Raw genomic sequence first — 25,407 nt, 5'->3', positions numbered from 1 at the left:
AACTTAATACGGACAATACGCTATGAAAAAGACAATCTGCATACTTGCTTTCGGCGCCATCGCCCTCGCGGGGTGCGACTATGACAACTATGAAGCGCCCCAAAGCCAGCTGACCGGCCGCATCGTCTACGAAGACGAAGCGGTGGGATTGCGGCAAACCGGCACGGGTCAGGACTACAACGTGCTGGAACTCTACCAACCCGGATTCGAAGGCACGGCACCCATTCCGGTCTATGTCGATCAGGACGGCAGGTTCTCGGCCATGCTTTTCGACGGGACCTACCGGCTGGTCGCCAAGAACGGCTCGGGACCGTGGGTGGACAGCGGCACGGAACTCAACTTCGACGTGCGCGGCAACACGAACATCGACTTTCCCGTGACCCCCTACTATGTCATCCGCGACGTACAGTTCAACACGGGAAACGACAAACTCACCGTTTCATTCCGTATCGACCGCGGGGCTTTCACGCTGATCAACGGCAAACCCGACGCGTTGATCGAAAGTATCGCGCTCTACATAAACAACACGCGTTTCGTCGACGACGCCACCTACCGCAAGAAGATCGATGCCGCATCGCTCACCACCGGAACGCAGAGTATCACAGTCAACCTCGAAGATGCCGAACTGCAAAAATACCCTGTGTTATACGCCCGGCTCGGCGTAGGGACACAGGGCGTTACTCCGAAGATCTATACACCCGGGGCCGAACGGGTCAAATAGACCTGCCAGACGTTTTACCGGCGTTGCCCGCGCCTGCCATCTCCAGTCGGCAGGCACGGACAACGCGTTTTTCACCGCATATGAAACCGACTCTTCTCTGCCTGCTTCTTCTCGCCGTATCGACAGGCTGCACTTCACGCATCGACCGGGAAGCGGTCGTGGCGCGACACCGTATCGTGACCCACGCGACCGACCCGCACAGTCCCGCACAAGTCGGCAACGGAGGCTTCGCATTCGGCATGGATATCACCGGACTCCAGACTTTCGTGCCGTTCAATACGCTCTCGGACTGGGGCTGGCACAGTTTTCCGCAAGACGAAACGACCCGGCGGCAGCACTACCAGGGTGTCCCCGTCGAAGTCGGCGGACGCAGCGTGCCGATGGACTTCCCGGATGAAACACAGCCCGGAATATCCGATTGGCTGGCAAAGAATCCGCACCGGTTCAACCTCGGACGATTGGGATTCCGGCTGCTCAAGGCCGACGGAAACGACGCCGCGGAGTGCGACCTGCGCAATGTCTCCCAGGAAACCGACCTCTGGACCGGAATCGTAACCAGCCGTTTTTCGCTCGAAGGTCATCCCGTCGAGGTCCGCACCGCCTGCCACCCCGACCGCAATGCCGTGGGTGTAGAGGTAGCCTCCCCGCTGCTGAAGCAGGGACGTCTGCAACTGTTTCTGGATTTTCCCTATGCTGACGACCGGTACATCACCGAATACGTCGGGGACTATGACCGGCCCGAGCGGCATGTGTCGCGGCTTACCGCACAAAACGACACCACGGCGTTGATCCAGCGAACAATGGACTCGGTCACCTACAACGTCGCTTTACATTGGAACGACCCGTCGGCACGGCTCGACGCTCCGCAGACGGGGTCGCACCGGTTTTTGTTACGCCCCGGCAACTGCAGCCGATTCTCCCTAACCTGCGAATACGCCCCCGAAGTCACGGAAGCTCCACCCGTCCCGGAACTCTTCATGCAAAGCCGGGAAGCATGGCGCGAATACTGGTCGTCGGGAGCGGCGATCGACCTCTCCGGGAGCGAAGATCCCCGCTGGCAGGAACTCGAACGCCGCATCGTACTTTCTCAATACCTGATGCGGGTAAACGAAGCAGGAGCATGGCCGCCCCAGGAGAGCGGACTGGTGAACAACGGTTGGCACGGACGGTTCCATTTCGAGATGATCTGGTGGCACGAACTGCACTTCCTGCTCTGGAATCGTCCGGAATCGGCAACCAAAGCGCTCAGTGTTTACCATAAGTTCCTCCCCACCTCCCGTCTGCGGGCCGAGCGACAGGGGCTGCGCGGGGCACGATGGCCCAAATGCACGGCCGACCGGGATGTGGAGTGGCCGCATCTGATCCATGCCACACTCATCTGGCAGCAACCCCATCCGATCTATTTGGCAGAAACATGCTATCGAACGGACCCGAGCCCGGAAACACTTGAAAAGTGGAGTGACGTAGTATTTGCCACCGCCGATTATATGGCCGATTTCGTCCGGCTTGACACCGCACGCGAAGAATATGTGCTGGGACCGCCCTTATGCCCCGTCTCGGAGAACACCCCGATCTTCGAGACATGCAACCCGACCTTCGAGCTTGCCTACTGGCGTTATGGGCTCAACACGGCACAACGGTGGCGGGAACGGCTCGGGCAGGAACGGGAACCTCACTGGGACGACATTTTGCAGCGGCTTGCTCCGCTGCCCGTTCAGGACGGAACATATGTCACCTACGAAGGCATACCCGACATGTGGACACGATACAATTTCGAACATCCCACACTGGCGGGCATTTACGGCATGCTCCCCGGAGAGGGTGTTGACCGTACGATTTTCGAGAAGACGCTCGACCGGATATTCGACACATGGCGGTTCGACCGCGTATGGGGATGGGACTTCCCGATGCTGGCAATGGCCGCGGCCCGATGTGGACGACCTGACAAGGCCGTGGACATGCTTTTGTATGATTCGAAAAACTTCCGTTTCGACGTCCACGGATTCGCTACAGGAGGGCCGTTCCCCTACTTCCCTTCGAACGGAGGCTTACTGACGGCTGTGGCGATGATGGCTGCAGGGTGGGACGGTTCTGCGGGAACGGCACCGGGTTTCCCGACTGGCTGGCACATCAAATCGGAAGGATTCTCAAAAATGCAATAGCCCCTTTAGCTATGAAACGTTTTTTTCTGTCACTGGTAACGATTGCCATCCTGCAAACCGTAACTGCAGAAATTCGTATGCCCAAATTTTTCAGCGACAACATGGTACTCCAACGCGAACGGCCGATACGAATATGGGGATGGGCATCCCGGAACGAATCGGTAAGCGTTCTGTTCAACGGCACGCAAGTTTCGGCAGGTGCGAATCGCATGGGTCGCTGGCAGGTAGAACTCCCGGCCATGCCGCACGGCGGCCCCTACGAAATGATAATCCGGGGAAGCAGGAGCGAAATCCGTTTTACCAACATACTCCTCGGAGACGTATGGCTCTGCAGCGGCCAGTCGAACATGGAATGGCCGCTCGACCTCACGACCGGATGCGAAGAGGAGATCGCTGCATCGGCAAATCCGAACCTGCGGCTGCTGACCGTCGAAAAAGCCGTCTCTCCCGATGAGATGGAGGACCTGAAAGGCGGTGCATGGGTGGAATGTACGCCCGAAACGTCTCGGAGCTTTTCTGCCGTAGCCTACTACTTTGGAAAGTTCGTCCAACGGGAAACTGGCGTACCCATTGGTCTTATCAACAGTTCATGGGGCGGAACGGACATCGAACCGTGGACCAGTTGGGAGACGATGCGAAAGACGGAACAATACCGGGAGTACGCTGACCGAAATAACACGAGGGCTGCGATGGGAGAAAGCCTGAAAAGGTGGGAACGCTATGATGAGGCGTTGCAGAACGATCCCGGGGAGAAGGAATATTGGTATAAACCGAAGATCGCGGTCCGGCAGAAAGGATGGGCGAAAATGTACGTTCCGAAATTATGGGAAGACGAGCTCGGAGAGATTAACGGCAACGTCTGGTTCCGCACGACAATCACGCTTCCGGAATCAGCTTCCGGGCAACAAGCCCTGTTATCTCTTCCAGCCGTGGACGATGCCGACGTCACCTATCTCAACGGACAGCAGATCGGAACAACGAATGGGTACAACCGACCCCGCCGCTACACAATTCCGGAAGGAGTGCTCCGCGCAGGGAAGAACCTCATAGTCATCCGGGTGTTCGACCGTGTAGCGGCAGGTGGTATCTGGGGCGATGCCGCAGAGCTGTACCTCGAAGTCGGCGGCAAACGTTACGGACTGACCGGCGAATGGGAATACAAACCTTCGGCAACGACAGCGATGTACGGCGTCACGATGGACGCCACGCATCCGAACAATTTCGCCGCACTGCTCTACAACGGCATGATCCATCCCCTAACCAGCTACGGTATCCGGGGCGTTATCTGGTATCAAGGCGAAAACAATGTACCCCGGGCCCGGAGCTACCGGCAACTCTTCCCGAATCTGATTCGCGACTGGCGAACGAAATGGGGATATGAATTCCCGTTTTTATGGGTGCAACTGGCCGGTTACATGGCAATCGAAGACCAGCCGGCCGAAAGTTCCTGGGCGGAACTGCGCGAAGCGCAAAACAACGCCTTGATACTCCCGGCCACGGGACAGGCAGTCATTACTGACATTGGCGATGCGAACGACATTCATCCGCGCAACAAGCGCGATGTGGGCTATCGTCTTTGCCGGAGTGCTTTGAAAGTAGCTTACGGCAGGAAAATCGTAGCTTCAGGTCCGACATATCGATCAATGGAGCGCGACGGAAACCGCATCATACTCACATTCGGCACTACCGACGGAGGTTTACGGCCTGCGGACGACAATCGTTACGGATATCTCCGGGGATTCACGATTGCCGGAGCCGACAGGAAATTCGTCCGGGCAAAAGCCTGGGTTCTTGACAAAAACAGAATTGCGGTTTTCAGCGACGAAGTCCCGGAACCGGTCGCCGTGCGCTACGGATGGGCGGATAATCCATATGATAACGATCTGACGAATTGTTCCGGGTTGCCGGCATCACCCTTTCGAACCGATGATTGGCCCGGTATTACCCGGTAATTCGATACTTTCAGAGAGTTCACCGGATAACCAAAAGATGGAGCGCAGACTTTATAAATAACAATTAATTGGCCATACCTCCCAAGAGACAAAAAAGCTGATAAGAAATATCGAATTATTCTATGTTCAAGATTAAGTTCTGCGAACATCAAATTCATTATTTCCCTATAATTTAGCGGTATAAAATCACTAAGGCACAATATTGCTATGTGCCCCGCCTCATCGTGGGAAAAATACGTTTAAACAATCTAGAAGTAGTTAACGTAATTTGTAGGTTTTCGAGAACGGTTGTAAATGGTGCAATCGTCCAAAAAGTTATGGCCCGTGGAAGTCTACACACATATGAACCGCAGGGCCACGTCAGAAGTCTTGGATCGTGTTTTCGATTTGTTGCATGAGCAAAATGTGCAGAACCTTCCTTCCGGGATACTCTCTTTGGACAGCACCAGTATTAAGGTGTATCCGGATGCCACAGGTGTTTAAAAAAACTTGAGACACAGGCTATCTGAATCTCTCAGGGAGGACGCACCTCCAAAATACATCTGGTTGCCGCAAGTGACCGCAAGGCAGTAGTGTTTTCGACTCCAGCGAGAAATAGACACGATGCTCCCGAGGAGCGGAAACTGATCAAAAGCATCAAACCGTACATTTAGATTTGACTGGCACTTTTACTACCAAAAATTTAAAGTTTTTTTGGAAAAAATAATTTTTTCAAATTTTTAAGCTACTATTGCAATAGCTTATTGATTTAGCCATTTTTTCCTCAATCAAGCAAAATTTGCCTGTTCGATTTTTTTTTTTGTACCTTGTGATAGGTTATTTGAAATGCGGTATTTTCGTGCAATTGACTGAAAATAAACCGTTGCCTTCTCGTTACCTATTCTTCTATACAAAAATGTAACGACCCGAATTATCGAATCGTTACATCTGTTTACTTCCGAACTCTGCGAGGCCGGGGCGTTCTCCCGAGTCGAACGCCTTTCTAATCCGAAACTATGGATACTAACCAAAAAAGAACACAGCAGCCCAAAACTCCGAGTTACAAGTATTCTTTCCGACTCAATGAAGAGCAGAATATCCGCTTCAACGAGATGCTTTGTAAGGCCGGATTGGAGCATAACCGCAGCCGGTTTATCGTCAAAAGAATCTTTGGCGAGGAGTTCATTGTCATTCGCCGCGACCCTTCGAAAGTACAGTTCGTCGCGCGGCTCAATGACTTTTATTTCCAGTTTCAGAAGCTGGGAAATAACTACAACCAGATTGTAAAAGCCGTCAATGTGCACTTTTCCAACATCACAATCCCGCATCAGATCGCCATGCTGGAGCAGCGGACGCGTGAGTTGAAAGCCCTGAGCATCGAGATTCTCAACCTTGCAAAACAGGCTAAGGAGTGGTTGCGAATATAAAGTCGGGTTCCTCACCCGGAGGGGCTCTGTATTACAACAAGGAGAAAGTAGACCGGGATGAAGCCGAGATACTCTATTGGCAGAAGATGCTGGAGCCCTTCGACAGATACGGACGTGTGGATGTCGATGCCTGCATGGAGAGTTTCATGCGGAGTACCTGCACCACCTGTACCGTCTCTCCGGCAGTTAGATCTGGAGCGTAACTTTACGTTCAACATGGCGCGGCATATGTGGGCAAGCCGTGCGCGTCGCAAAGACATTCCTATGTCGGTTATCAGAGAGGAATTGGGCTATGTCTCCGAAAAAACTACGCACATCTGCCAGGACGAGCCAAAAGTCCGCCGCATTGACAAAGCCGACAGCATCGTTACGCCGTTCTGAAAATTCGACGAAAAGTCTATTATCCGATTCGATTTTTTGGTGAATTTTGCAGGAATTTTTTATTTTTGTGAAGTCGTTAATGATACAAAAATACGAGTTGTTTTCTTTATCTCGTAATAAAGAAATATCCAATACCGTTCTATTCACATAGACTTCGTACAGTCTTTATTTAATTCGTTTTTGATTACTTTTATTCCTCGACTTTGCACTCGAGAGGTTGCGAATAATCCGCAACATTCCGCTTGCTCGACACATTTCCGGCAAATATCGAGGTATTGGGTTTTCCAATCGGATATGGATTTGCGGGCAAAGGGCCATAGCGCTTCTGGGAGAATGCACCGCGGCAGGTTGAAGATTGAAACGTCCATACGCCAGTCCCGCAACTCCAAAACCGCCTGCGTGAGTTCTGCCTGATAATCCATCGGATCGATCCAGACTGCTTCACGGTTTTTGATCGTATATCCCGTGTATTCCAGTCCCATCAGCGATATGAATTCGACGAACGGCAGATTGCGGTAGATAAAATCCGGCAACTTCGGTAACCGGAGATAGTTCATCTTGGTAATGACTACCCGCAATTCGATTCCGATATCATAGCGTCCGAGGTTATACAAGCCGAGCATTGTTTCCTCGAAAGAGCCTTTGACCTGCGTGATAGCATCGTGGCCGCCCGCATAATCGGCATGAAGTGGAATGCCGAGAAGTATCTTTTCCTCGCCGCATTCGGCGAGTTTTCGGGCATACTCTTTGTCGGCGAATGCGCGTCCGTTCGTCAGCAGGTGAATTTCGGTTTCCGGCAGTTTCGTACGAATATGGCGAAGCAGCTCGAACAGCCGGTCGCCGAGCAGGGTCGGTTCGCCTCCCGTAATTCCGATCGAACGCAGTTCCCGCGGAGCGGAGTCGATCAGAGCCATGTTTTTCTGAAAATAGCCGTCGAGATCGTTTCGCAGCAAAGGCGGCTGGCAGCACATGACGCAGCGGTTGTTGCACTGTGAAGTGATGAACAGCGCGTTGTCGTTGGAATTTATGTCGATCGTATCTCTCATTATCCCCGTGTTCCCGTGATCCAACTTTTGAAAATCGGCAGCACCTCTTCCCTACGATCCGCCAGCAGGCCGAAGATGTGTTCGATAATCGCCTTGTGTTTCCGGCAGAAGGTCGAGGTCGGCCGGAATCCGTACATATCGCCCTGCGTGGAGTAGTTCCGCACGGGATCGGCCCCGCAAATCGACTGAAAAGCGCAATCGGCACAACCGGCAATGTACTCTGTCGCCCACAGGCGGGAAATCTCCTGCGCTTTGCGGCCGTAGAACAAATCTTCGTACCGATCCGTTACCGATCCCAACCGGAATGTATAATCCCGGAATTCGGCCAGCATTCGGGATTCGTCGGAAGCATAGACATATCCGTCATAGTTATAGACGATTACACCGTTGATAATTCCTGCCGGAGATTGCAGGTCGACGAACCCGATCGGAAAAGGTGTCAGAATTTTGCGCAAAATAAGTGTCGCAAACTCTTCGACGAACACCTCTTCCGATTTATTGAGTTCGATGATATAATCCAGTGCCTGCTTGTAAAACTCAACGAAGCGATCGTAATAAGCAGTCCAATCGGCATTGTCTTTCGCCAGTCCGTAAGGATTGAGCGCCCGGATGAAGATACTGTGAAATCCGTTTTCCCGATAAGCATCGATAATCTCCCGCGGAAAGCCGAGCGAATACTCCGAGGTCGTCATCAATGCGGAAACCCGGCCTTCGCCCAATTCTTCGCGAGCCTTCGCAATTCCGGCAACAACGCGCTGATAGCTGTCCGTTTTTCCCCGGTTGTGGTTGTGCAGGTACAGCGGGCCATCAAGCGAAGTCGAGATAACCGCGCCATATTGTCTGCACAAATTGAGCAATTCGTCCGTCAGATTGACGCTATTGGTACAAATTACATAGGTAAGTTTGCGGTTTTCGGTCAGATTCTTCTCTTCGGCATATTCAATGGCCCGGCGGATGAGATGCGGGACCAACGTAGGCTCGCCTCCCTGAAACTCCATTGTCAGGCAAGGGGACGGAGAACGAAACATCAGATCGACGGCATGCAGGAGCGTCTGTTCGCTCATATCATATTCATCCCGGCAACTTTCCTGACTGGATGCCTGACAATAAATACAGTTCTGGTTGCAGCGAAGTGTCAGCACAAAGATATGCAGCGCAGTAAAATGATCGAGAAATGCCTTGCGGGTAGCCAAACGGATCGCCATCGTGTCAATCAGCCGGGGCAACGGTTTTTCGCAAATAAAGAATGAAGCTGTCAGATTCTTGTACAATTCCTCTTCCGGGAGCACTTTCCGATCGACGATGCGTTGTACGCTGCCACGGGGCAACAGCAGGTAGTCCCCAAGGTCATTGGTCAGCAACTCCTGATTGCGGAAAACATGAAACCGGAACGGCAGCAGGTAATACATCGTCAATCTTTGAATTCGAACTCGACAAAATCGTCGCTGTTGGCGAAAGCCTTGGCATAAAGAATGTTCCGCAGGTCTCGGGTTTCCGAAGCGATGAGCGCCCTGTTTTTATAATCGACAAAATCTGCGCTCAGTTTCTTTCGCATCCTATCGAATGCCTCCTGTGTGATCGGATTCGAAGCCGAGACGATAATCGTCTGTACGCTCGTCCCCGGGGTGTTTCGCCGGGTGATTACATAATCGCCCGCCCACCAATACAGGACTTTATCGATGACGGATTCGTCGTAAATCGACTTGTCGACGTTAAGTATAACGTCGCCTTGTGGATTCAATTCAATGTCGATCATTTTGCTTTTTCAGAAAATAAAACGTTTGTGCATCGACTTTTCCCGTCGTATCGATACCGATACTATCCTGAAATCTCTTCAACGCCGTTTCAATCGCTGTGTCGAACAGTGTTTCACCCTTGACAAACGGTTTTTCGAGGAATCCCTTGTCGATCAAGATATTTTTCAGTTGGGTTACATCTGCGCCCCGCATCTCTTTTTTCAATACCCGGTCTCCCAGATTGTAAACCTTGGGAACCCACGTTTGCAATTTAGCAATCGTGGCATTTCCGGCAATACCGTCCTGCGACAAACCCGCATCTTTCTGAAAAGCCCTAACGGCATTTCTGACATCCGCATCATAGACTACATAACCTAGATAATTCGTACCGACAGCCGATCGTGCAATATATTTGTGCTTAACCAATAAATCGGTCAGTGCTTTGACATCCGCCCCGTAGGTGTTCATTGAGAGGGTTCTCGATCCGAGGGTATAATTGGCTGGCGATACGGAGGAGGATGACGTATTTCCGGATGTAGTAGCGGACGAATAATGGGAATAATGGGACGATCCCGACCGATGAGAACTGTGTGATCTGTGCGAACTATGACTGCGATGTGAACTGTGGCTTCGGTGTCCTGACAACGCATAGGTATCGTCCGAATTCAGATGCAGCAACATCTTGATGCTTCCGTTTTTAGACGATTCTCCGTATTCATCCGTGGCATCATCGGACGGATTGTCCGAAAACTGGTAGGTCGGCATTGCTTCGGCTCCGTAAGTGTTCGCCAAAGTCGCCATGGACGAAACAATAACTCCTTTAAGGAGTTTTTTGAGGCGCGATTTCATGGAGTAAAAATAGTAGTTATACTGCAAATGTACAATAAATTATTTATTATAGGCCGTTTACGTCTTGTAAAATGAATCATTTTCACTATATTTGGATAAACTTGCGTTTTTACTTTTCGTAGGACGGGCAGGATATCACAAAATTCATAAAATGAAATACCCGATTGCATTTATCGATACCGAGATCGAGCCGAAGAGCCGACAAATACTCGATATCGGCGGTGTTAGAAGCGACGGATGCGAATTCCACAAAAAATCTTTTTCGGAGTTCGTAGCGTTTCTCAGCGGCACCCAATTCGTTTGTGGGCATAATATCCTCAATCATGATATAAAATATATCGGCAGCGCTTTACAGGACGCAGGAATAAATCCGGCCGATGTCATCGACACCTTGCCTCTCTCCCCGTTGCTTTTTCCGACGAAACCTTACCATGCACTCCTGAAAGACGACAAACTGCAAACGGACGAGGTGAATAACCCGTTGAACGATTCAGCCAAAGCCCGGTATTTATTCCACGACGAAATTGCGGCTTTTCAGCGGAAAGACGATCTTCTTAAACAGATATTTTTCGGATTGCTGGGGGATACACCGGAGTTTCAGGCTTTTTTCCGTTTTATTTCTTATGCCTCTGAAAAAAAAGATCTCGAAAATTTGATCCGTCAGAAATTCGAAGCGGAAATCTGCATACATGCCGACTTGGCAGGAATGATCGCAAAACATCCGATTGAATTGGCTTATTGCCTGTCATTGATTGATTCTCTGGTGCGTCATCGGAAAACGCATTCCATTACTCCGCCTTGGGTCTTGAAAAATTATCCGCATGTCGAGCGCATCATGTTCCGGCTGCGCAATACTCCTTGTGTCGAAGGTTGCCCGTACTGCAATAGCGCACTGGATATTCATAAAGGACTGAAACACTGGTTCGGATTCGATTCTTTCCGATGTTATGCCGGCGAACCTTTGCAGGAGAATGCGGTTCGAGCTGCTGTGGATAACAAATCCCTGCTGGCTGTTTTTCCGACCGGCGGCGGAAAGTCGATTACGTTTCAACTCCCGGCCCTGATGAGCGGAGAAAACGCCAAGGGTTTGACGATCGTAATATCGCCGTTACAATCGCTTATGAAAGATCAGGTCGATAACTTGGAAAAAGTCGAGATTACCGATGCTGTTACTATCAACGGGTTGCTCGATCCGATCGAAAGGGCGAAGTCATTCGAACGGGTGGAAGACGGATCGGCATCCATTCTTTACATTTCTCCCGAATCGCTGCGTTCGCGAACGATCGAACGGTTGATTCTGGGGCGGAATGTCGTGCGATTCGTGATCGACGAGGCGCACTGTTTTTCTGCGTGGGGACAAGATTTCCGCGTCGATTATCTATATATCGGCGATTTTATCCGATCGATTCAAGAAAAGAAGAATATGGCCGAGCCGATTCCCGTTTCCTGTTTTACAGCTACGGCGAAACAAAAGGTCATCGAGGACATCCGAAGTTATTTTCGGGAGAAACTTTCGCTCGAATTCGAAGTGTTCGCTTCGAAAGCCTCCCGGACGAATCTGCACTTCAAAGTATTGGCCCAGACGGATGCGGCGCAGAAATATCAGACTTTGAGGTGCTTGCTCGAAGCTAAGAGTTGCCCGACGATCGTCTATGTATCGCGGACGCATCGGGCGACGGAGTTGGCGAGATGTTTGACCCGGGACGGATTCCCGGCCCGGGCCTATCATGGCAGGATGGACACCCGGGAGAAAACGGCGAATCAAAATGCCTTTATAGCCGGTGAATTTCAGATTATGGTCGCGACTTCGGCTTTCGGAATGGGCGTCGATAAAAAGGATGTCGGTATGGTCATTCATTACGACATATCCGACTCTTTGGAAAATTACATTCAGGAAGCAGGCCGGGCCGGACGTAATGAACGCATCGAGGCGGAATGTTATGTCCTGTTCAACGAAGACGATTTGAATAAACACTTTGTTCTTCTCAATCAGACCAAACTCTCTTTCAAAGAGATTCAGCAGGTTTGGAAAGCGATTAAGGAGCTCGCCCGATTCCGTTCCACGGTATCGAATTCGGCATTGGAGATTGCACGCAAAGCGGGGTGGGATGACAGCGTTCCGGAAATCGAAACTCGGGTAACCACCGCAATCTCGGCCTTGGAAGATGCCGGCTATCTGAAACGCGGCCAGAACATGCCGCGAGTTTTTGCCAACAGCATTCGCTCGAAAACAGCGCAGGAGGCGATTGAGAAAATACGGGCATCCGCACGTTTCGACGGGAAACGGCAGGAATATGCTGTGCGGATTATCAAAAAGCTCTTTTCGAGCAGAAGCCGCAAGCAATCCGATGACGAGGTAGCGGAATCGCGGATCGATTATATCAGCGACCATCTGGGAATTAAGAAAGAAGAGGTGATAAGCGCAGTGAATCTGATGCGTGAAGAGGAGATTTTGGCCGATGCAAAAGACCTGACGGCATTCATCAAAAGAAGCGAGTCCCGCAATCGGTCTCTTCTGATCGTAAAGGAGGCTTGTTGGATCGAGAGTTTCCTGCTCGACATGTTCGACAATCCGGAGAAAGTCTTTTACCTGAAAGAAATCAACGAAAAAGCCGTGGCTGCGATACACGATGCGGCTCTGAAAGAGATAAATATCACCCTGAACAAGATAAAAGTCATACTCAATTTTTGGGCGATAAAGAACTGGATCAAGCGTAAAAGTCCGGCGTTTTCCAAGGATCAAGTACTGATTACATGGATGCAGCCGAAAGAGACTTTCCGGGACAAAATGAAGTTGCGCCATGATTTGGCGAAATTCATCGTCGGATTTCTTTATGACAGAAGCACTGAAAATACAGGGGCAGACAAGGAGGAGGCTCTCATAGAATTTTCTGTTCTCGAACTCAAAGAGGCTTTCGAAAGATCGATCGAAGCTTTCGGGCGAAAAATCTCTCTGGAAGAGGTCGAAGACGCGTTATTCTATCTTTCCCGAATCGAAGCGCTCAAAATCGAGGGCGGCTTCTTGGTCGTCTACAACAGACTGACGATCGAACGGCTTGAAAAAGACAACAAGAAACGCTACAAACTCGAAGATTACCAGAAGCTCCTGCGGTTCTATGAAAACAAAATTCAGCAAATTCATATCGTCGGGGAATATGCCCAAAAGATGATTGCCGGTTCGGAGGATGCGCTTAAATTTGTGGACGATTATTTCGCATTGAATTATGCATCGTTTCTCAATTTGTATTTCAAAGGCAGTCGGCAATCTGAGATAAAACGGAATATCACTCCTGCCAAATACAGGCAACTTTTCGGCGAACTCTCTCCCGCGCAATTACAAATTATTCGGGATCAGGAATCGAAATATATCGTAGTTGCAGCCGGCCCCGGAAGCGGTAAGACCCGGGTTTTGGTACATAAATTGGCATCCCTGATGCTCATGGAGGATGTCAAGCACGAGCAGTTGCTTATGCTTACTTTTTCACGGGCAGCGGCCACCGAATTCAAGAAACGGTTGCTCAAACTGATCGGCAACGCCGCCAATTTCATCGAGATAAAGACCTTCCATTCCTATTGCTTCGATCTGCTGGGGCAGATCGGCAGTCTGGAAAAAGTAGACAATGTTTTGAAATGTGCCGTCGAACGCATCGGAAAAGGGGATGTGGAATTGAGTCGCATTACAAAAAATGTATTGGTCATCGACGAAGCGCAGGACATGAATGAAGACGAGTTCTCGCTGATTGAGGCTCTTATAAAGCATAACGACGATATGCGGATTATTGCAGTCGGGGATGATGACCAAAGTATCTATGAATTCCGGCATGCGAGCGCCCAATATTTCAAAAGGCTTATTCGGGAATACGGAGCCACGAAATACGAACTGGTTGAGAATTTTCGTAGCAAAAGCAATCTCGTCGATTTTACGAATCAATTCGTTACACGCATTCGTCATCGACTGAAAGAAAATTCGATTATCGCCAAACAGACTGATAACGGAAAAATTAAAGTGGTTCGTTATAAGAGTGAAAATCTTATTGAGCCGTTGGTGAAAGATATTCTATCCACCGAACTTCGCGGAAGCGTTTGTGTGCTTACACATACGAATGACGAGGCTTTGCAGGTGTCAGGGCTTCTGCTTAAAAACGGGATGCCGGCACGGTTGATTCAGAATAACAGCGAATTCTGCTTGTTGAAACTTGATGAAATCAATTTTTTTCTTTCTCGGTTGCATTCAGTGGAAGATATTTTCCTGATTGACGATGATGTATGGGATCAGGCGAAGAGGGAGTTGCAGTCCGTATTTCAAAACAGTAGTAACATAGAAAGTTGTTTAAACTTAATTCGGGATTTTGAAACGATTAATCCTAAAAGAAGATACAAGTCCGATTTGGAGCTTTTTATCAGAGAGTCTAAACTGAATGATTTCTTTGGTGAAAGCGGAGAGACAATATTCGTTTCGACGATCCACAAGGTAAAAGGCAAAGAGTTCGATCATGTTTTTTTGATGCTGAACAACTTCAATTTGTCTTCTGACGAAAGAACCCGACAACTGTATGTTGCCATGACAAGGGCACGACGGGAACTGACAATTCACCTGAATTCTGATTTCCTCGACGGCCTATCCTCAGAAGATGTCGAGCATATTGAAGATATAAATGACTATCTGCCGCCGGAAGAATTGGCAATACACTTGACTCACCGTAATATATGGCTGGATTATTTCATTGATCGACAGCCGCAGATCGCTCGACTCAGAAGCGGTGATACTTTGTATGTCAGGGGAGACGAATGCTTGGATGGAAACGGACAATCCGTGTTGAAATTTTCTCGAAATTTCATGTCAGAACATTATGAAAGGCTGCACAGACAAGGCTACGAATTAAAACGTGCAATGGTAAATTTCATTGTCTATTGGCAGAGCGAGAAAGCTGCAAAAGAGATAAAGATCATATTGCCCGAACTCTTCTTTGAGAGGAAGAAAATAAGTGAATGATTGTACAAAAATGCGGTATTTTAGTGGCCGAAACTGAAAATAAACCATTGCCCAAAAGAGCCCCCCCCTTCGATAAATATTCCCGAAAAATTTGATTTGAACTTTTTATTTGCTTGTGGTAAGAATATTTATCATTGTCCCTTTGTTGTTAATGTAATGATGAAATATGCATCCCACCCGGTAACCGGCAGTCGGAAGAACATGCGACATCCAACAGTCACGATAAATTGCAGACATACTATAAAAAGAGTCGCGGTTTTACCCCGATCTTCGGATCCGACATATAGTGTATCCGGGTTGCAGCATATCGTTTCTCATATCGAAAAATCTCCTTTTTACAGGTTTCATTCTTCGCCGGATTCTTTGCGGCAGATTCGGATACCCTCTTCACGTTCCTCTATCACATATATAAACAGGGTTTTCATGTCGGTCATTTCGTAGCATCCTTTTCCGGTCTTTCGGGGCTGGCTCCATTCGATCGGCCGCTCGTCGTAGAACTTTCGCAGCATCGTGAACATATAATCCCGAGCCATATCCTGAAACGACCGAATCGTATGGTGCGCCTGCAACGAGTCCAGCGCGGCACGATAAGTCGCCGCCCCGTAACGATCGCCCGTCAACAGCTCCTTACGGAGCTCCTCGTACCGGGTACGGCCGACAATCACGCCTTTGTCTTTAGGAGAGGTCACCAGCCGGGTACCGTGAGACATCGCCGCGTCGAACGTATTGAGCAGTTTCGCATAGTCGTCGATTACGGACCGATCTTTGCCCCGACCGCACGATAAGGGTGCGTCCGGCTGCGCCGTGACAGCCGCAACTTCGCCGCTCCATGCCGCAAGTCTCTCCTGCGCTCCGGCATGTCCTTGTCCGGCCGCCCTGCGGAACCAATGCAGGGCGTTCCGAAGATCATCCGGCCGCGGTTCCTCCAAATCCTCGCATAGGTTCAGGTAGCTGCATGCGAGCAGATATTCTGCTTCGGAATCCCCCGAATCTGCCGCCTTGCGGTACCAGTTCTGTGCGGCGTAAAGATTCCGCGGCTGGATGGATTCATCTTTCGGGTTTTCGTAATATTCTCCCAGAGTCCTGCATGCAGCGACGTCGCCCTCGCCGGCCGCCTTGCGGCACTCTTCGATGTCGAACGGCTCGTCCGATGCGGTTTCCGCAGGTTGCTCCGCCTTCGTATCCGGGACTTCGGGCGTTTCGGGACGCATGACGAGGTTCACGAGGTTGCCGTCGGCGAGGATCTTCTTTGCCAGACGCTGCACGTCGGACGAAGAAACGGCTTCGAGTGCCGGCAGATAATCGCTCACATAGTCGAGATTCTCGAATTTCCAGTCGCTGATGAAAGAGAGCCAGTTGCCGTTCTGTTCCAGTCCGCTTTCCCAGTTCTTCCGCAAGTAGCCGCGGATTTTCTCCATCGTTTCGCCGTCGGGCCCCTTGTCGGCCATCTCCCGTATTTCCTGCCGGACTATGTCCCGCAGTTCTTCGACCATCTCCTCGTTGGTGTCGAAACTGATTTGCAGACCGTATCTGTCGACCGGAGTATGCGAAACCGAACCGGAAACGCTTACACCGTAGGTTCCGCCCTTCTCCTCACGAATCGACTCCCGGTAGCGGGCGGTGAGTGCCTGCGAAAGAAACGATAAGGTCAGCCGGTTTTCGAGCGTATTGGCAATCTTGCCGGAGAAGCGACAGGCTACGGAGACTTTCGGCTGCTGCATGGGCATCCCGAACTCTTCCGTGTGCATGCCCGACACGGGACGGACTTTGTCGTCGGCATATTTCAACGCCTTTTTCTGATCGGGAATCGATCCGATATATTTCTCGGCCAATGGGCGCAACACCGCGAGGTCGATATTGCCGACGAAAATGAAGGTGAACCCGCGGGCTCCCGGATAAAGCTTATGGTAAGAGGCCGGGAGCGCCGCGAAGCTCACCTTTTCGAGAACCTCGGGCGAGAGCGTCTGCCGCCGGGGATGATTGCCGTAAACAAGCTTCAGCATGCGTTTTTGGTATTCGGATCCGGGGTCGGACTGTGCATTTTCCAGACGGGTTCGCAGCATCGACATCAGGGTATCGAAATCCTCCTCGTCGAAACGCGGCTGCGTGAAATTCAGATAGACGAGTTGCAGCATCGTTTCCAAATCCTGCGGCGAGCAGAAGCCGCCCACGCCGTTCGAATAATCGCCGATGGAAACGCCCACCGAGGCGACTTTCCCGGTGAGAACTTTCTGCAGTTCCGTAGCCGAAAAGTCGCCTGCTCCGGAGAATGAAACGACGGATTCGAGCAGCTGCCCGGTCCAATACTCTTCGTCGGAGAGCAGGGAGAGGCCGCCGTCGGACACCACTGCCATCTGAATCTCATCGGTCTTGAACGTCGTGGGCTTCGCGACGATGCGGGCTCCGTTGGCAAGCGTCCATTCCGTCGTGCCGTATGTCTTGTCGAACGAGCTCTTCCGAACGGGTGCGCCTTTCAGGTCGGTTCCTTCGGGGATCAACGGCCGGTCGATCGCCGTATCCTCGAACGGAGCGATTTCAGCCTCGGCGACCCGGTTGCGAATCGCAAGCAGTTCCCCGGCAGTCGGGACGGGAACACCCCCCTTTTCGGGCGCAGCCACGACGATCACCTGATTAGCGGGCGTAATGCAACGCGCTGCGTATTCGTTGACCGCTTTCAGGTCGATGTGCTGCAACAACGTGCTGTCCATTTTCCATTCCGTTTCGGCATCGGGCATCATGCGGTTATGCTGATAGTGTGCCAGACAAGCCTGGACGAATTCCGAGTTGTAGCGCTCCCCGCGGGTGGCGTACCTGCGCTCACAGGAGCGCATGAGTTCCTGTTTCGCACGCTCGAATTCACCCTGTGTAAACCCGTAGCGGCGCATCCGTTCCATTTCGGTGAGTAGCGCTTCGAACCCTCCGGCCAGTTCCCCGTCACGGGTCGCTGCGCTGAACGCCACGGCATCGAGCGTCGGGATGAGCCCGATGCCGCCGGTGCCCACGTCGGCTGCCAGAAACGGTGCGGCGGGGTGCATGGCTATTTCCTGCAGACGGGCATTCTCCATTGCAGTGACATAATATTCGATAATCGACTTCATTTCGGCTTTTACGCGTTCATTCTGCTCTCTGGGGAGTCTCGGATGCTTGATGAATAATTGGATGCGGGACCCTTGCATCTCCCTGTCGGTGAAAATACTGATGATCGGCTCTTCGTTGTCGGGAACGACGATGACATCCTTTTTCGGAGCGTCGGCCGCCGGTCCCGGAATGTCGCTCATCAGCTTGCGGATTTTGGCTTCCACGATGTCCGTGTCCAGATCTCCGACGACCACTACAGCCTGATAATCGGGACGATACCATGTATGATAGAAATCCCGTAAGGCCTGATGATCGAAACTCCCGAGAAAATCGAGGTAGCCGATCAGATTGCGGTGCTCGTAGCGGGTTCCGCGTCCGACGGCCTTGAGCATTTCGAGCGACGAACGCCATGCGGCACCGTCGCGCGAGCGCAGCTCCTCCATGATGACGCCCCGTTCGGAATCGATCTCCTCGGACTCCAATGCGATGAAATGCGACCAGTCGTGCAGGATCAGAAGGCACGAATCGATGATTCCTTCACGGGATGTGGGCACTTCGGCGATGTTATAGACCGTCTGATCCCAGCTCGTCGCCGCATTGAGGTTGGCACCGAACTTCACGCCGATTTTCTCCAGATACTCGATGAGCGTCTTGTCGGGAAGGTTCTTCGTGCCGTTGAAAGCCATATGCTCCAGAAAATGCGCCAGCCCCTGCTGGAAGTCGTTTTCCTGAATGGCTCCGACATTGTGTATGATGTAGAAATCGGCTTGTCCTTTGGGATTTTCGTTATGGCGGATATAATAGGTCAGCCCGTTATCCAGCCGTCCCGTGCGGACATCCGGATCGACGGGGATTCGGGTTTCCGGATTCGTAAAGTCGGGCTGGGGCCGGTTCTGCCGGGCCGAGACCGGCAATATCGTCAGAAGCAGGCAGAAAAACAAGAGATTCCTTTTCATGACAGCAGTCGGTTTGGATAAACAAGTGTTCGGATTTTCTTTCGGTGAGCCGGTTATTTGATGTACTCCAGCGCTTTCTGAACGACGAGCCGTTCGTTGCCGGGCGTATATCCCGTATGGGAATAGAGCGTTTCGCCGTTTTTGACGATCATCACGAAAGGAATGGACGCCAGATTGAGGGCCTTGAACAGCGTTTTGTTCGTGTCGAGCAGCACCTCGTAAGGCCAGCGTTTCCCCGTTACCAACGAGCGTACCTTGGCCGTGGTGCGGGCATCGTCGGTCGATATGGCGACGATACGCACTTTGTCGCGCCACATCTCTTCGATGTCGTACAAGGCGTCCAGCTCGGCATGGCACGGCTTGCACCATGTGGCCCAGAAAGAGATGATCACCACGTCGTCCTTCAGTACGTCTTTCATCTTCACTTCGGAACCGTCGAGGCGCTTGAGTACGGTATTTTCGGGAATGTTCTGACTAAAAGTCTGACCGGCGAACAGCAAGGCTGCGCAGACAAGAAGCAATTTTTTCATAATCGGTCGAATTGTTTTTGGTTTTATCGGTTTCGTATTTCGTTCAGTCGTTGTATTTGGAGTTTCGCGAATGTCTTTCTCCGCAAATCGGGACTCTCCGTTTCCCGGACATAGAAATCGGCGAGTGCCGCGGCGAATTCCGCGAATTCGGGCCGCTCCCCTATAATTCCGTTCAGTGCATGGACGCAGGCATCCTGTACTGCAAACGCCGCCTCGGATGCCGAGTGCGCCTCCGTCATGCCTGCGAATGTTTCCGTCACGGCGGTAAATGCTGCGGGCGGTACGGTTTCGAAGAGCCTGCGCCAGATCTTCCGGACATGGCTTTCCGCCGTTGCGACTTGTGTCCGTTGCGGATAACCGGTATCGAAGCGTCCTGAAGCGTCGGCGGTCAGGTTGGCGGCGATCCATTGCAAGACCTCCCGTTTCCCGGATACGCCGACCGCTCTGTCCAGAATCTCCGCGTAATATTCCTCTGCGAGCGAGTAGATCAGGGGGCTGGTTCGGGCCAGCTTTTCCCGTCTCTCCTTGGTGGCGCCCTGCTGCACGAACTCCGCCCAAAGAGCCATTTGCCGATCGGCTTCCTGCATGGCGGTCGTGATCTGCACTCCGGAACCGACGGCCGGATCCGGTTGCCGCACTCCGTCGAATATCTCCTGCAAAGTCCGGTCGAGCCGTTCGCCGAGGTATGCTTCCCGGCATCCGATTTCGTCGGACAGAAGCTCCCACAGCCCGGATGCCGAGGTGGCCGTACGCAGCGCATGCCGCAACACGTCCTGTGCGTCGTCGCATGCTCCGAACCCGATGCGCGCAAACGATGTTTTCCCGCCGTTTTCGCTGCCGGAAATCTCTGTCCGCAGCAATTTGTCGCAGAGATCGTAGGAGGCGGCGTAAGGGTGACGGGCATCCACGATTTCCTTGCCTTGCGCCAGACGGACGCGATTCTTGCGATGCGCCCGGTTGTAGCGTTTCACGGCGAGATTCAGCAGCCGGGCATACGTTTCGGGAAGTGTCGAACCCGCAATCAGTATTCGGGGGCGAACTTTGCCGCGCAAGGTCAGGGCCACGGAGAATTCCACCGGCTGCACCCCCGACGGCAATGCCATCGTCACCATGGTTTCGCCGTTCGTATATTTGTAACGGTTGCGAAGCCGGAACAACACTCCTTCCCCGAAAGGTTCGACGCCGAGCAGCTCGTTCCGTCCGGTATCGGGAGTCCCTACTTCACCCGCAGGGTTTGCCCAGCCGTCAACAGAGAGCAGAGGGTCGGTAATATCGACCAGCGGACGGTCGGATGTTCCGGCATGTATCGTCCGCATTTTGTCCGGTTCGGTAAAACACGAGAGAGTCGAATCCACCGGCAATGCGCGGTTTCGAATCCCCTGTCCGCGGTCGATCTGCGCCGTAACCTCGACACCCTCTCGGGGCAGTTCCAGATAGATCCGGCCGTTGCATTCGTAAACCGGGAGCCGGCCTTCGGCGCGTAACACCAATGAATCTCCGTGTACCGTCTGCCGGACACATCGGGTGTCTGCTTCCGCAGCTGCCCGCACGGCTGTGCATGCAAAGAAAACGGGCAACAGTGCAGTCAAAACCCCCATGTATCCTGTTGGAATGGATCTTTTCATTTTGTTCCGTTTTTGATTCCGAGCGTTTCGTTCATCCGTTCCCGCCAGCGGACCCAGTATTCGTCGTCGTATTCCGCAACGGCATGATAGAGCGCTTCGAGCCGCAAGCGAACGGCGATCCGGATACCGACCGTTCCCGGTTCGTCGTCGTGCATCCGCCGCACGAGCGCCCCGGTGTAGCTGTCGATCAGCTTCCGACGCTCCGGCGAAGGACAAGAATCTGTCGTATCGCCGAGGAAAATCCGCTGCATGTCGTCAAGATACGCTTCTACGGAATAATCGCTTCCGCCGCGCAATTCGGCCGCATGGACGAACGGGAGCCGTTCCGTCATCCGTTCGGCAATCCGGGTTCCGTTTCGGCGGAGAAGCGCATCCGCGAGCCATGCGGGAGGCTCCACGACGTAGCATCGCAGGAACTCCAGCGCCCGGCGCTGTTCGTCCGCCCCGATCGCCCGGACAGACGGCATGGAACCGTCGAAGTCATGGCAGATTCCCCCGACATAGGTCATGGCATGTTCCGTATAATATCCCAGTTGCGTGGCAACGGCCCGTTGCAACTGCTCCGTATCCGTGCCGGCGGCGTTCGGTGCCGCAATTCTTTCACATACTCTTTTCAGGTGATTCATTCCCAAAAGGGCGCTTTCCAGCGGTTCGCGGCCGATGTCTTCGCGCTGAGCCTGGGGATCGACGTTCGAAAGCGTCATGAACCGGGTTTCCCGGCGGGAGGCCATTGCCCGGGCCTTCCGGAAGACCGAGTCGCATTCCGTCCGGAAATCCAGTCCGGGATACTCATGGTAGGCCCAGTCGATGGCGGCATAATCGTAAGCACCGATATGCGGCACGAGGTCGGCCGGTGCGAATCCGTCTTCGGGTTGCGCCGCATAGTTCAGACGCATATAGTCCATGATCGACGTGCCGGCTCCCGTACACCGCATCGATTCCGCATCGCGCAGTTGCGCCGTGTCGTAGAGCGAACTGCCGTAATAATTGTGTTCCAATCCCAGCACATGTCCGATTTCGTGGGTCAGTACCGTTTCGAACAGCGCCTCCGTCATGTCGTCGGGAATGGGGTTCGTATTTCCTGTCTGGGATATATACCATTCCTGCAACAGGTTGAAAACCGAACTGAATACGGAAATGTGGGCGCTTACGATCTCTCCGCTTCGCAAGTCCGCAAGCGGACTTCCGTAGGCGTTTTCCATCGGGGATTCCTTGTAGCAAATCCATGTGTAACGGACATTGTCGAGCGTACAGTCGGGATCGTTTTCCGCATCGCGGATTTCGAGGGCGTTGCGGAATCCGCACGCTTCGAAAACAGGCAGCCAGTTATGTACGGCGCGGATCATCGGGACCTTCCAGCGTTCGGGGAACGCCGTATCGAGACGGAATCGGATCGGCCGGACAGGCTCGACGGCCTCGCCGCGCAGATAACGGGCCGAATCTTCGGGTGCGACCTCCAGCCGCCAGCGTTTGATAACCCGGGCCGGAAGCGCCGTCGTTCCCCCGGAATCGGCACGGACTGCGGGAATGGAATAAAATCCGACGTGCGGGTCGTCGTAGCGGGGACGCCGGGGCTCGACAGGCAACAGAGCCAGCGTTGTACCGACTTTCCAGCGCGTAGTGTCGCGTCGCGCTCCCGGAATGGGAAACGGCGACGGCATACAGGTAATTTCCGAACGGACGATCACTTGATCCTTCAGCGTTCGGATTTCGGACAGACACGAACGGCTCTCGACGCCGACCAGCCGAAACAGGAATGAAACGGGATCCAGTCCGAAGAACCGGCTGTCACCGAGCCATTCCGTGACGTCGATCGTAAAGCGGCCGCGTTCGGCTTCGTTTCCGACGACGGGAAAATCCCGCACGATGCTCCAACCCTCCCGTTCGTTGTGCAAAGACGCAAAATCCGCGTCATCGTCCGCCAACCGATGCCCGACGGCGCTCTCCAGATGCACGTCCTGCCCGCTGCGGACGAACCGCAGGATCATCGGACCGTAGCGGTCGCCCCGATAGCCGTATTTGTTCTCCCGGTCGGTTTGCAGGGGAGCATCCAGCAGCGTGACGAAAAGGCCCATTTCACGGCCGGAGAGTGTATCGGGCAGAGTCCACAGAATCCGGTCCCCGTCCGTATGCACCGAGATCATCCCGTTCGGCACCCCGGACAGATTCACCCCGGACTCTGCCGCTGTCGCCGTTTCTTTCAGCGACAGCAGCAAAACCGCGGCAAAAAGTATGACCTCAAATCGTTTCACGGAACGAGAAGGTGAAATCCACGACATGCTTGAAATCCCCGTCGAACGTATAGACGATGGGTTGATCCGTCTGTCTGTCGCGTTCGATCTCTCCGGCGACGGTCAGAAGAAGCTCCACCAGGCAGGCATTTCCCCCGGCATCCTCGACGATAAGGCCCAAGTGACGTTGAATCTCCTTGTTAGTGCCGTTTTCTATGATGTCATAGCAATCGGATTTGAATTTCATATGGGTGATTTTCGAATCGGCATCGGGATATTCATAGACCAGCGACACGGTCGGTATCTGCTCCGAGAATGACATATCCACGCGATATACCTTGTTGCCGGCGGCATAGAAAAATATCCGGTTGAAGAAGAGAGAGCTCGCCACGGGCAGCTCTCCTGCTTGGAGGGCGGAGACATCGCCCTCGGCCCGGATGTTCCAGTAAGCATTGCAGAAAGGAAGATCGCTCATGGAACCCGATAGTACGTCCTGATTGAACTCGTAAACGTGGAGCTCGTTCGAGGAGTTGTGCCCCACGGCCAGCGTCGCGTTGTAGGTGAGCTGACTGTTCATCAGCCCCATATAATCCATTCGGATATCGCCCGGCAGATGATCCGGGTCGAATGCGGAGCTTACTTTGGCCTCTTCCGACATGGTGGCCAGCGATACGAGCGTTCCACCGGCATTATACCGGTCTTCCGTATAGAGGTTGTCCCGATCTCCGTTGCCGTTGGCGATGGCTTGACGGTCGTGAATTCCCATCGAGAAAGCATCGGTCATTTGGTGAAAGAGGAAACGGTTGCCCCTGCTATCGTAGATGACATTCGAGGGGCCTAATGTTAAGACCCCGTATCCCAGTAATGCTGCCTGATAATCGAATTCGCCGCCCAGCGCAGGATCGAGTTTGGCCGTATAGCAGAGGCCGAACGAATCGCAGAACGCCATCCACAGTTTTCCATCATCGACGATAGAAAGATTGTTCCGACAGCCGATCATCGACCAAGGGGCGAAAGTCGCATCTCCTTTGATCCGTTTTTCATAGAGCAGACGCTGGTAGTTCCACTTGAAATTCTCAAGCGTCGAGCCGTTGAGTATGTAGGGCTCTGTGTCCGTGAATACCCCGAGTAAGACCGCATAGGTCGGAGTGCCCGGATCTGTAAGGAAATCGTTCAGTCGCATGAACGGATGGAGCTCCAGTCCGGTCGGCTTTCCCGAGAACGATCGTCCGGTTTCCTGCTTATAGATATCGTGCGTGACGACACGGACGGCACCTTCGCCATCGACGCTTCCCAATACGGCTTGATCGTTCTCGTTCTGCAAGACGAACCAGCATTGATTGAATGCGAATATCGGCCGTACGACGATCTCTTCGTAGGTGATGATGTCCTGATCGGTATCCGTCACAGCAAAGCGCAGGTAGATATCCTGCGTATCATTCGATGTGACGACCAGTCTGTAGGTCGCCTCGTGTCCCACGACACTCCAGGAGAGACCGTCTACACGGCGTTTCCACTCGTAAGCGAGATTTTCACTCCCGGAGGTCATCGTCTGTGTGATGGTCGGCTCGATCAAGATCTCGCGCGTCATACCTTCCGGAGGCGTGGTATATACATACGAGGAACTTACGATCTCGATGTCGTTGATCTCGTGGTAGTCGTAGTTGCTTTTGTCTTCGTAACAGGACGCTAACCACAATGAACTCGTGACACACAAAAATTTAAATAACTGTTTCATGTC

15 protein-coding genes are annotated in these 25,407 nt (G+C 52.5%); 6 read left to right on the top strand and 9 right to left on the bottom strand.

Going from position 1 to position 25,407, the window contains the following annotated elements; all coding sequences use genetic code 11:
* The first annotated feature begins 22 nt into the window (after nt 1–22).
* The 5 genes from BN5935_RS09040 to BN5935_RS14885 all read left to right on the top strand — a co-directional run bounded on the left by BN5935_RS09040 (nt 23) and on the right by BN5935_RS14885 (nt 6,444).
* On the top strand, nt 23–721 hold the full coding sequence (locus BN5935_RS09040) for a DUF3823 domain-containing protein (protein ID WP_064975821.1): 699 nt from the start codon (nt 23–25) through the stop codon (nt 719–721).
* A gap of 80 nt (nt 722–801) precedes the next feature.
* On the top strand, nt 802–2,883 hold the full coding sequence (locus BN5935_RS09035) for a hypothetical protein (protein WP_064975820.1): 2,082 nt from the start codon (nt 802–804) through the stop codon (nt 2,881–2,883).
* A gap of 11 nt (nt 2,884–2,894) precedes the next feature.
* On the top strand, nt 2,895–4,835 hold the full coding sequence (locus BN5935_RS09030; protein WP_064975819.1) for a sialate O-acetylesterase: 1,941 nt from the start codon (nt 2,895–2,897) through the stop codon (nt 4,833–4,835).
* Nucleotides 4,836–5,830: 995 nt separating this feature from the next.
* Complete coding sequence (locus BN5935_RS09020; RefSeq protein WP_064975818.1) at nt 5,831–6,241, top strand: plasmid mobilization protein; 411 nt, start codon at nt 5,831–5,833, stop codon at nt 6,239–6,241.
* Nucleotides 6,226–6,444, top strand: coding sequence for a hypothetical protein (locus tag BN5935_RS14885; RefSeq protein ID WP_082944084.1), 219 nt, complete (start codon nt 6,226–6,228; stop codon nt 6,442–6,444). The genes BN5935_RS09020 and BN5935_RS14885 overlap by 16 nt, the downstream gene beginning before the upstream one ends.
* Before the next feature lie 321 nt (nt 6,445–6,765).
* Here the strand turns inward: BN5935_RS14885 and hxsC are convergent, their stop codons facing one another.
* From hxsC to BN5935_RS09000, 4 genes are read right to left on the bottom strand one after another with little or no spacing between them, the layout of a single operon-like run.
* Complete coding sequence (gene hxsC / locus BN5935_RS09015; RefSeq protein WP_064975817.1) at nt 6,766–7,668, bottom strand: His-Xaa-Ser system radical SAM maturase HxsC; 903 nt, start codon at nt 7,666–7,668, stop codon at nt 6,766–6,768.
* Nucleotides 7,668–9,077 (bottom strand): His-Xaa-Ser system radical SAM maturase HxsB, encoded by a 1,410-nt coding sequence (hxsB, locus tag BN5935_RS09010; protein WP_064975816.1) that lies wholly within the window; start codon nt 9,075–9,077, stop codon nt 7,668–7,670. Before hxsB ends, hxsC begins: the two co-directional genes overlap by 1 nt.
* Nucleotides 9,078–9,079: 2 nt before the next feature.
* Nucleotides 9,080–9,424, bottom strand: a complete 345-nt coding sequence (hxsD, locus tag BN5935_RS09005) for a His-Xaa-Ser system protein HxsD (protein WP_064975815.1) — start codon at nt 9,422–9,424, stop codon at nt 9,080–9,082.
* The gene (locus BN5935_RS09000; RefSeq protein WP_064976901.1) at nt 9,411–10,253 is read right to left on the bottom strand and encodes a peptidoglycan-binding domain-containing protein; all 843 of its coding nucleotides are present in this window, start codon (nt 10,251–10,253) and stop codon (nt 9,411–9,413) included. Before BN5935_RS09000 ends, hxsD begins: the two co-directional genes overlap by 14 nt.
* A 151-nt stretch (nt 10,254–10,404) precedes the next feature.
* Between BN5935_RS09000 and BN5935_RS08995 the strand changes: the two genes are divergently transcribed.
* Nucleotides 10,405–15,246 carry a RecQ family ATP-dependent DNA helicase gene (locus tag BN5935_RS08995; RefSeq protein ID WP_064975814.1) on the top strand — a complete coding sequence of 1,614 codons (4,842 nt, stop codon included), beginning with the start codon at nt 10,405–10,407 and terminating at the stop codon, nt 15,244–15,246.
* Nucleotides 15,247–15,590: 344 nt separating this feature from the next.
* Here BN5935_RS08995 and BN5935_RS08990 read toward each other — a convergent pair whose 3' ends face one another.
* The 5 genes from BN5935_RS08990 to BN5935_RS08970 form a co-directional block, all read right to left on the bottom strand.
* Entirely contained in the window at nt 15,591–19,280 is a 3,690-nt protein-coding gene (locus tag BN5935_RS08990) for an insulinase family protein (protein WP_147625797.1), read from the bottom strand.
* 53 nt (nt 19,281–19,333) lie between these two features.
* Nucleotides 19,334–19,810, bottom strand: coding sequence for a TlpA family protein disulfide reductase (locus BN5935_RS15300; protein WP_064975812.1), 477 nt, complete (start codon nt 19,808–19,810; stop codon nt 19,334–19,336).
* Between the two features lie 23 nt (nt 19,811–19,833).
* Nucleotides 19,834–21,297, bottom strand: coding sequence for a hypothetical protein (locus BN5935_RS15295; protein ID WP_162272066.1), 1,464 nt, complete (start codon nt 21,295–21,297; stop codon nt 19,834–19,836).
* A 134-nt stretch (nt 21,298–21,431) separates the two neighbouring features.
* Entirely contained in the window at nt 21,432–23,687 is a 2,256-nt protein-coding gene (locus BN5935_RS08975; protein WP_162272065.1) for a zinc-dependent metalloprotease, read from the bottom strand.
* Entirely contained in the window at nt 23,674–25,404 is a 1,731-nt protein-coding gene (locus BN5935_RS08970; RefSeq protein ID WP_082944079.1) for a PKD-like family lipoprotein, read from the bottom strand. The genes BN5935_RS08975 and BN5935_RS08970 overlap by 14 nt, the downstream gene beginning before the upstream one ends.
* Nucleotides 25,405–25,407: the final 3 nt, after the last annotated feature.

The organism is Alistipes provencensis, assembly GCF_900083545.1.
GTDB classification, from domain to species: Bacteria; Bacteroidota; Bacteroidia; order Bacteroidales; family Rikenellaceae; genus Alistipes; species Alistipes provencensis.
This window is presented reverse-complemented; position numbering and strand designations above follow the sequence as displayed.

What these genes read in the sequence shown, in the direction of transcription:
- BN5935_RS09040 (WP_064975821.1), top strand. Translation starts at nt 23, where the DNA reads ATGAAAAAGACAATCTGCATACTTGCTTTCGGCGCCATCGCCCTCGCG.
- BN5935_RS09035 (WP_064975820.1), top strand. Translation starts at nt 802, where the DNA reads ATGAAACCGACTCTTCTCTGCCTGCTTCTTCTCGCCGTATCGACAGGC.
- BN5935_RS09030 (WP_064975819.1), top strand. Translation starts at nt 2,895, where the DNA reads ATGAAACGTTTTTTTCTGTCACTGGTAACGATTGCCATCCTGCAAACC.
- BN5935_RS09020 (WP_064975818.1), top strand. Translation starts at nt 5,831, where the DNA reads ATGGATACTAACCAAAAAAGAACACAGCAGCCCAAAACTCCGAGTTAC.
- hxsC (WP_064975817.1), bottom strand. Translation starts at nt 7,668, where the DNA reads ATGAGAGATACGATCGACATAAATTCCAACGACAACGCGCTGTTCATC.
- hxsB (WP_064975816.1), bottom strand. Translation starts at nt 9,077, where the DNA reads ATGTATTACCTGCTGCCGTTCCGGTTTCATGTTTTCCGCAATCAGGAG.
- hxsD (WP_064975815.1), bottom strand. Translation starts at nt 9,424, where the DNA reads ATGATCGACATTGAATTGAATCCACAAGGCGACGTTATACTTAACGTC.
- BN5935_RS09000 (WP_064976901.1), bottom strand. Translation starts at nt 10,253, where the DNA reads ATGAAATCGCGCCTCAAAAAACTCCTTAAAGGAGTTATTGTTTCGTCC.
- BN5935_RS08995 (WP_064975814.1), top strand. Translation starts at nt 10,405, where the DNA reads ATGAAATACCCGATTGCATTTATCGATACCGAGATCGAGCCGAAGAGC.
- BN5935_RS08990 (WP_147625797.1), bottom strand. Translation starts at nt 19,280, where the DNA reads ATGAAAAGGAATCTCTTGTTTTTCTGCCTGCTTCTGACGATATTGCCG.
- BN5935_RS15300 (WP_064975812.1), bottom strand. Translation starts at nt 19,810, where the DNA reads ATGAAAAAATTGCTTCTTGTCTGCGCAGCCTTGCTGTTCGCCGGTCAG.
- BN5935_RS08970 (WP_082944079.1), bottom strand. Translation starts at nt 25,404, where the DNA reads ATGAAACAGTTATTTAAATTTTTGTGTGTCACGAGTTCATTGTGGTTA.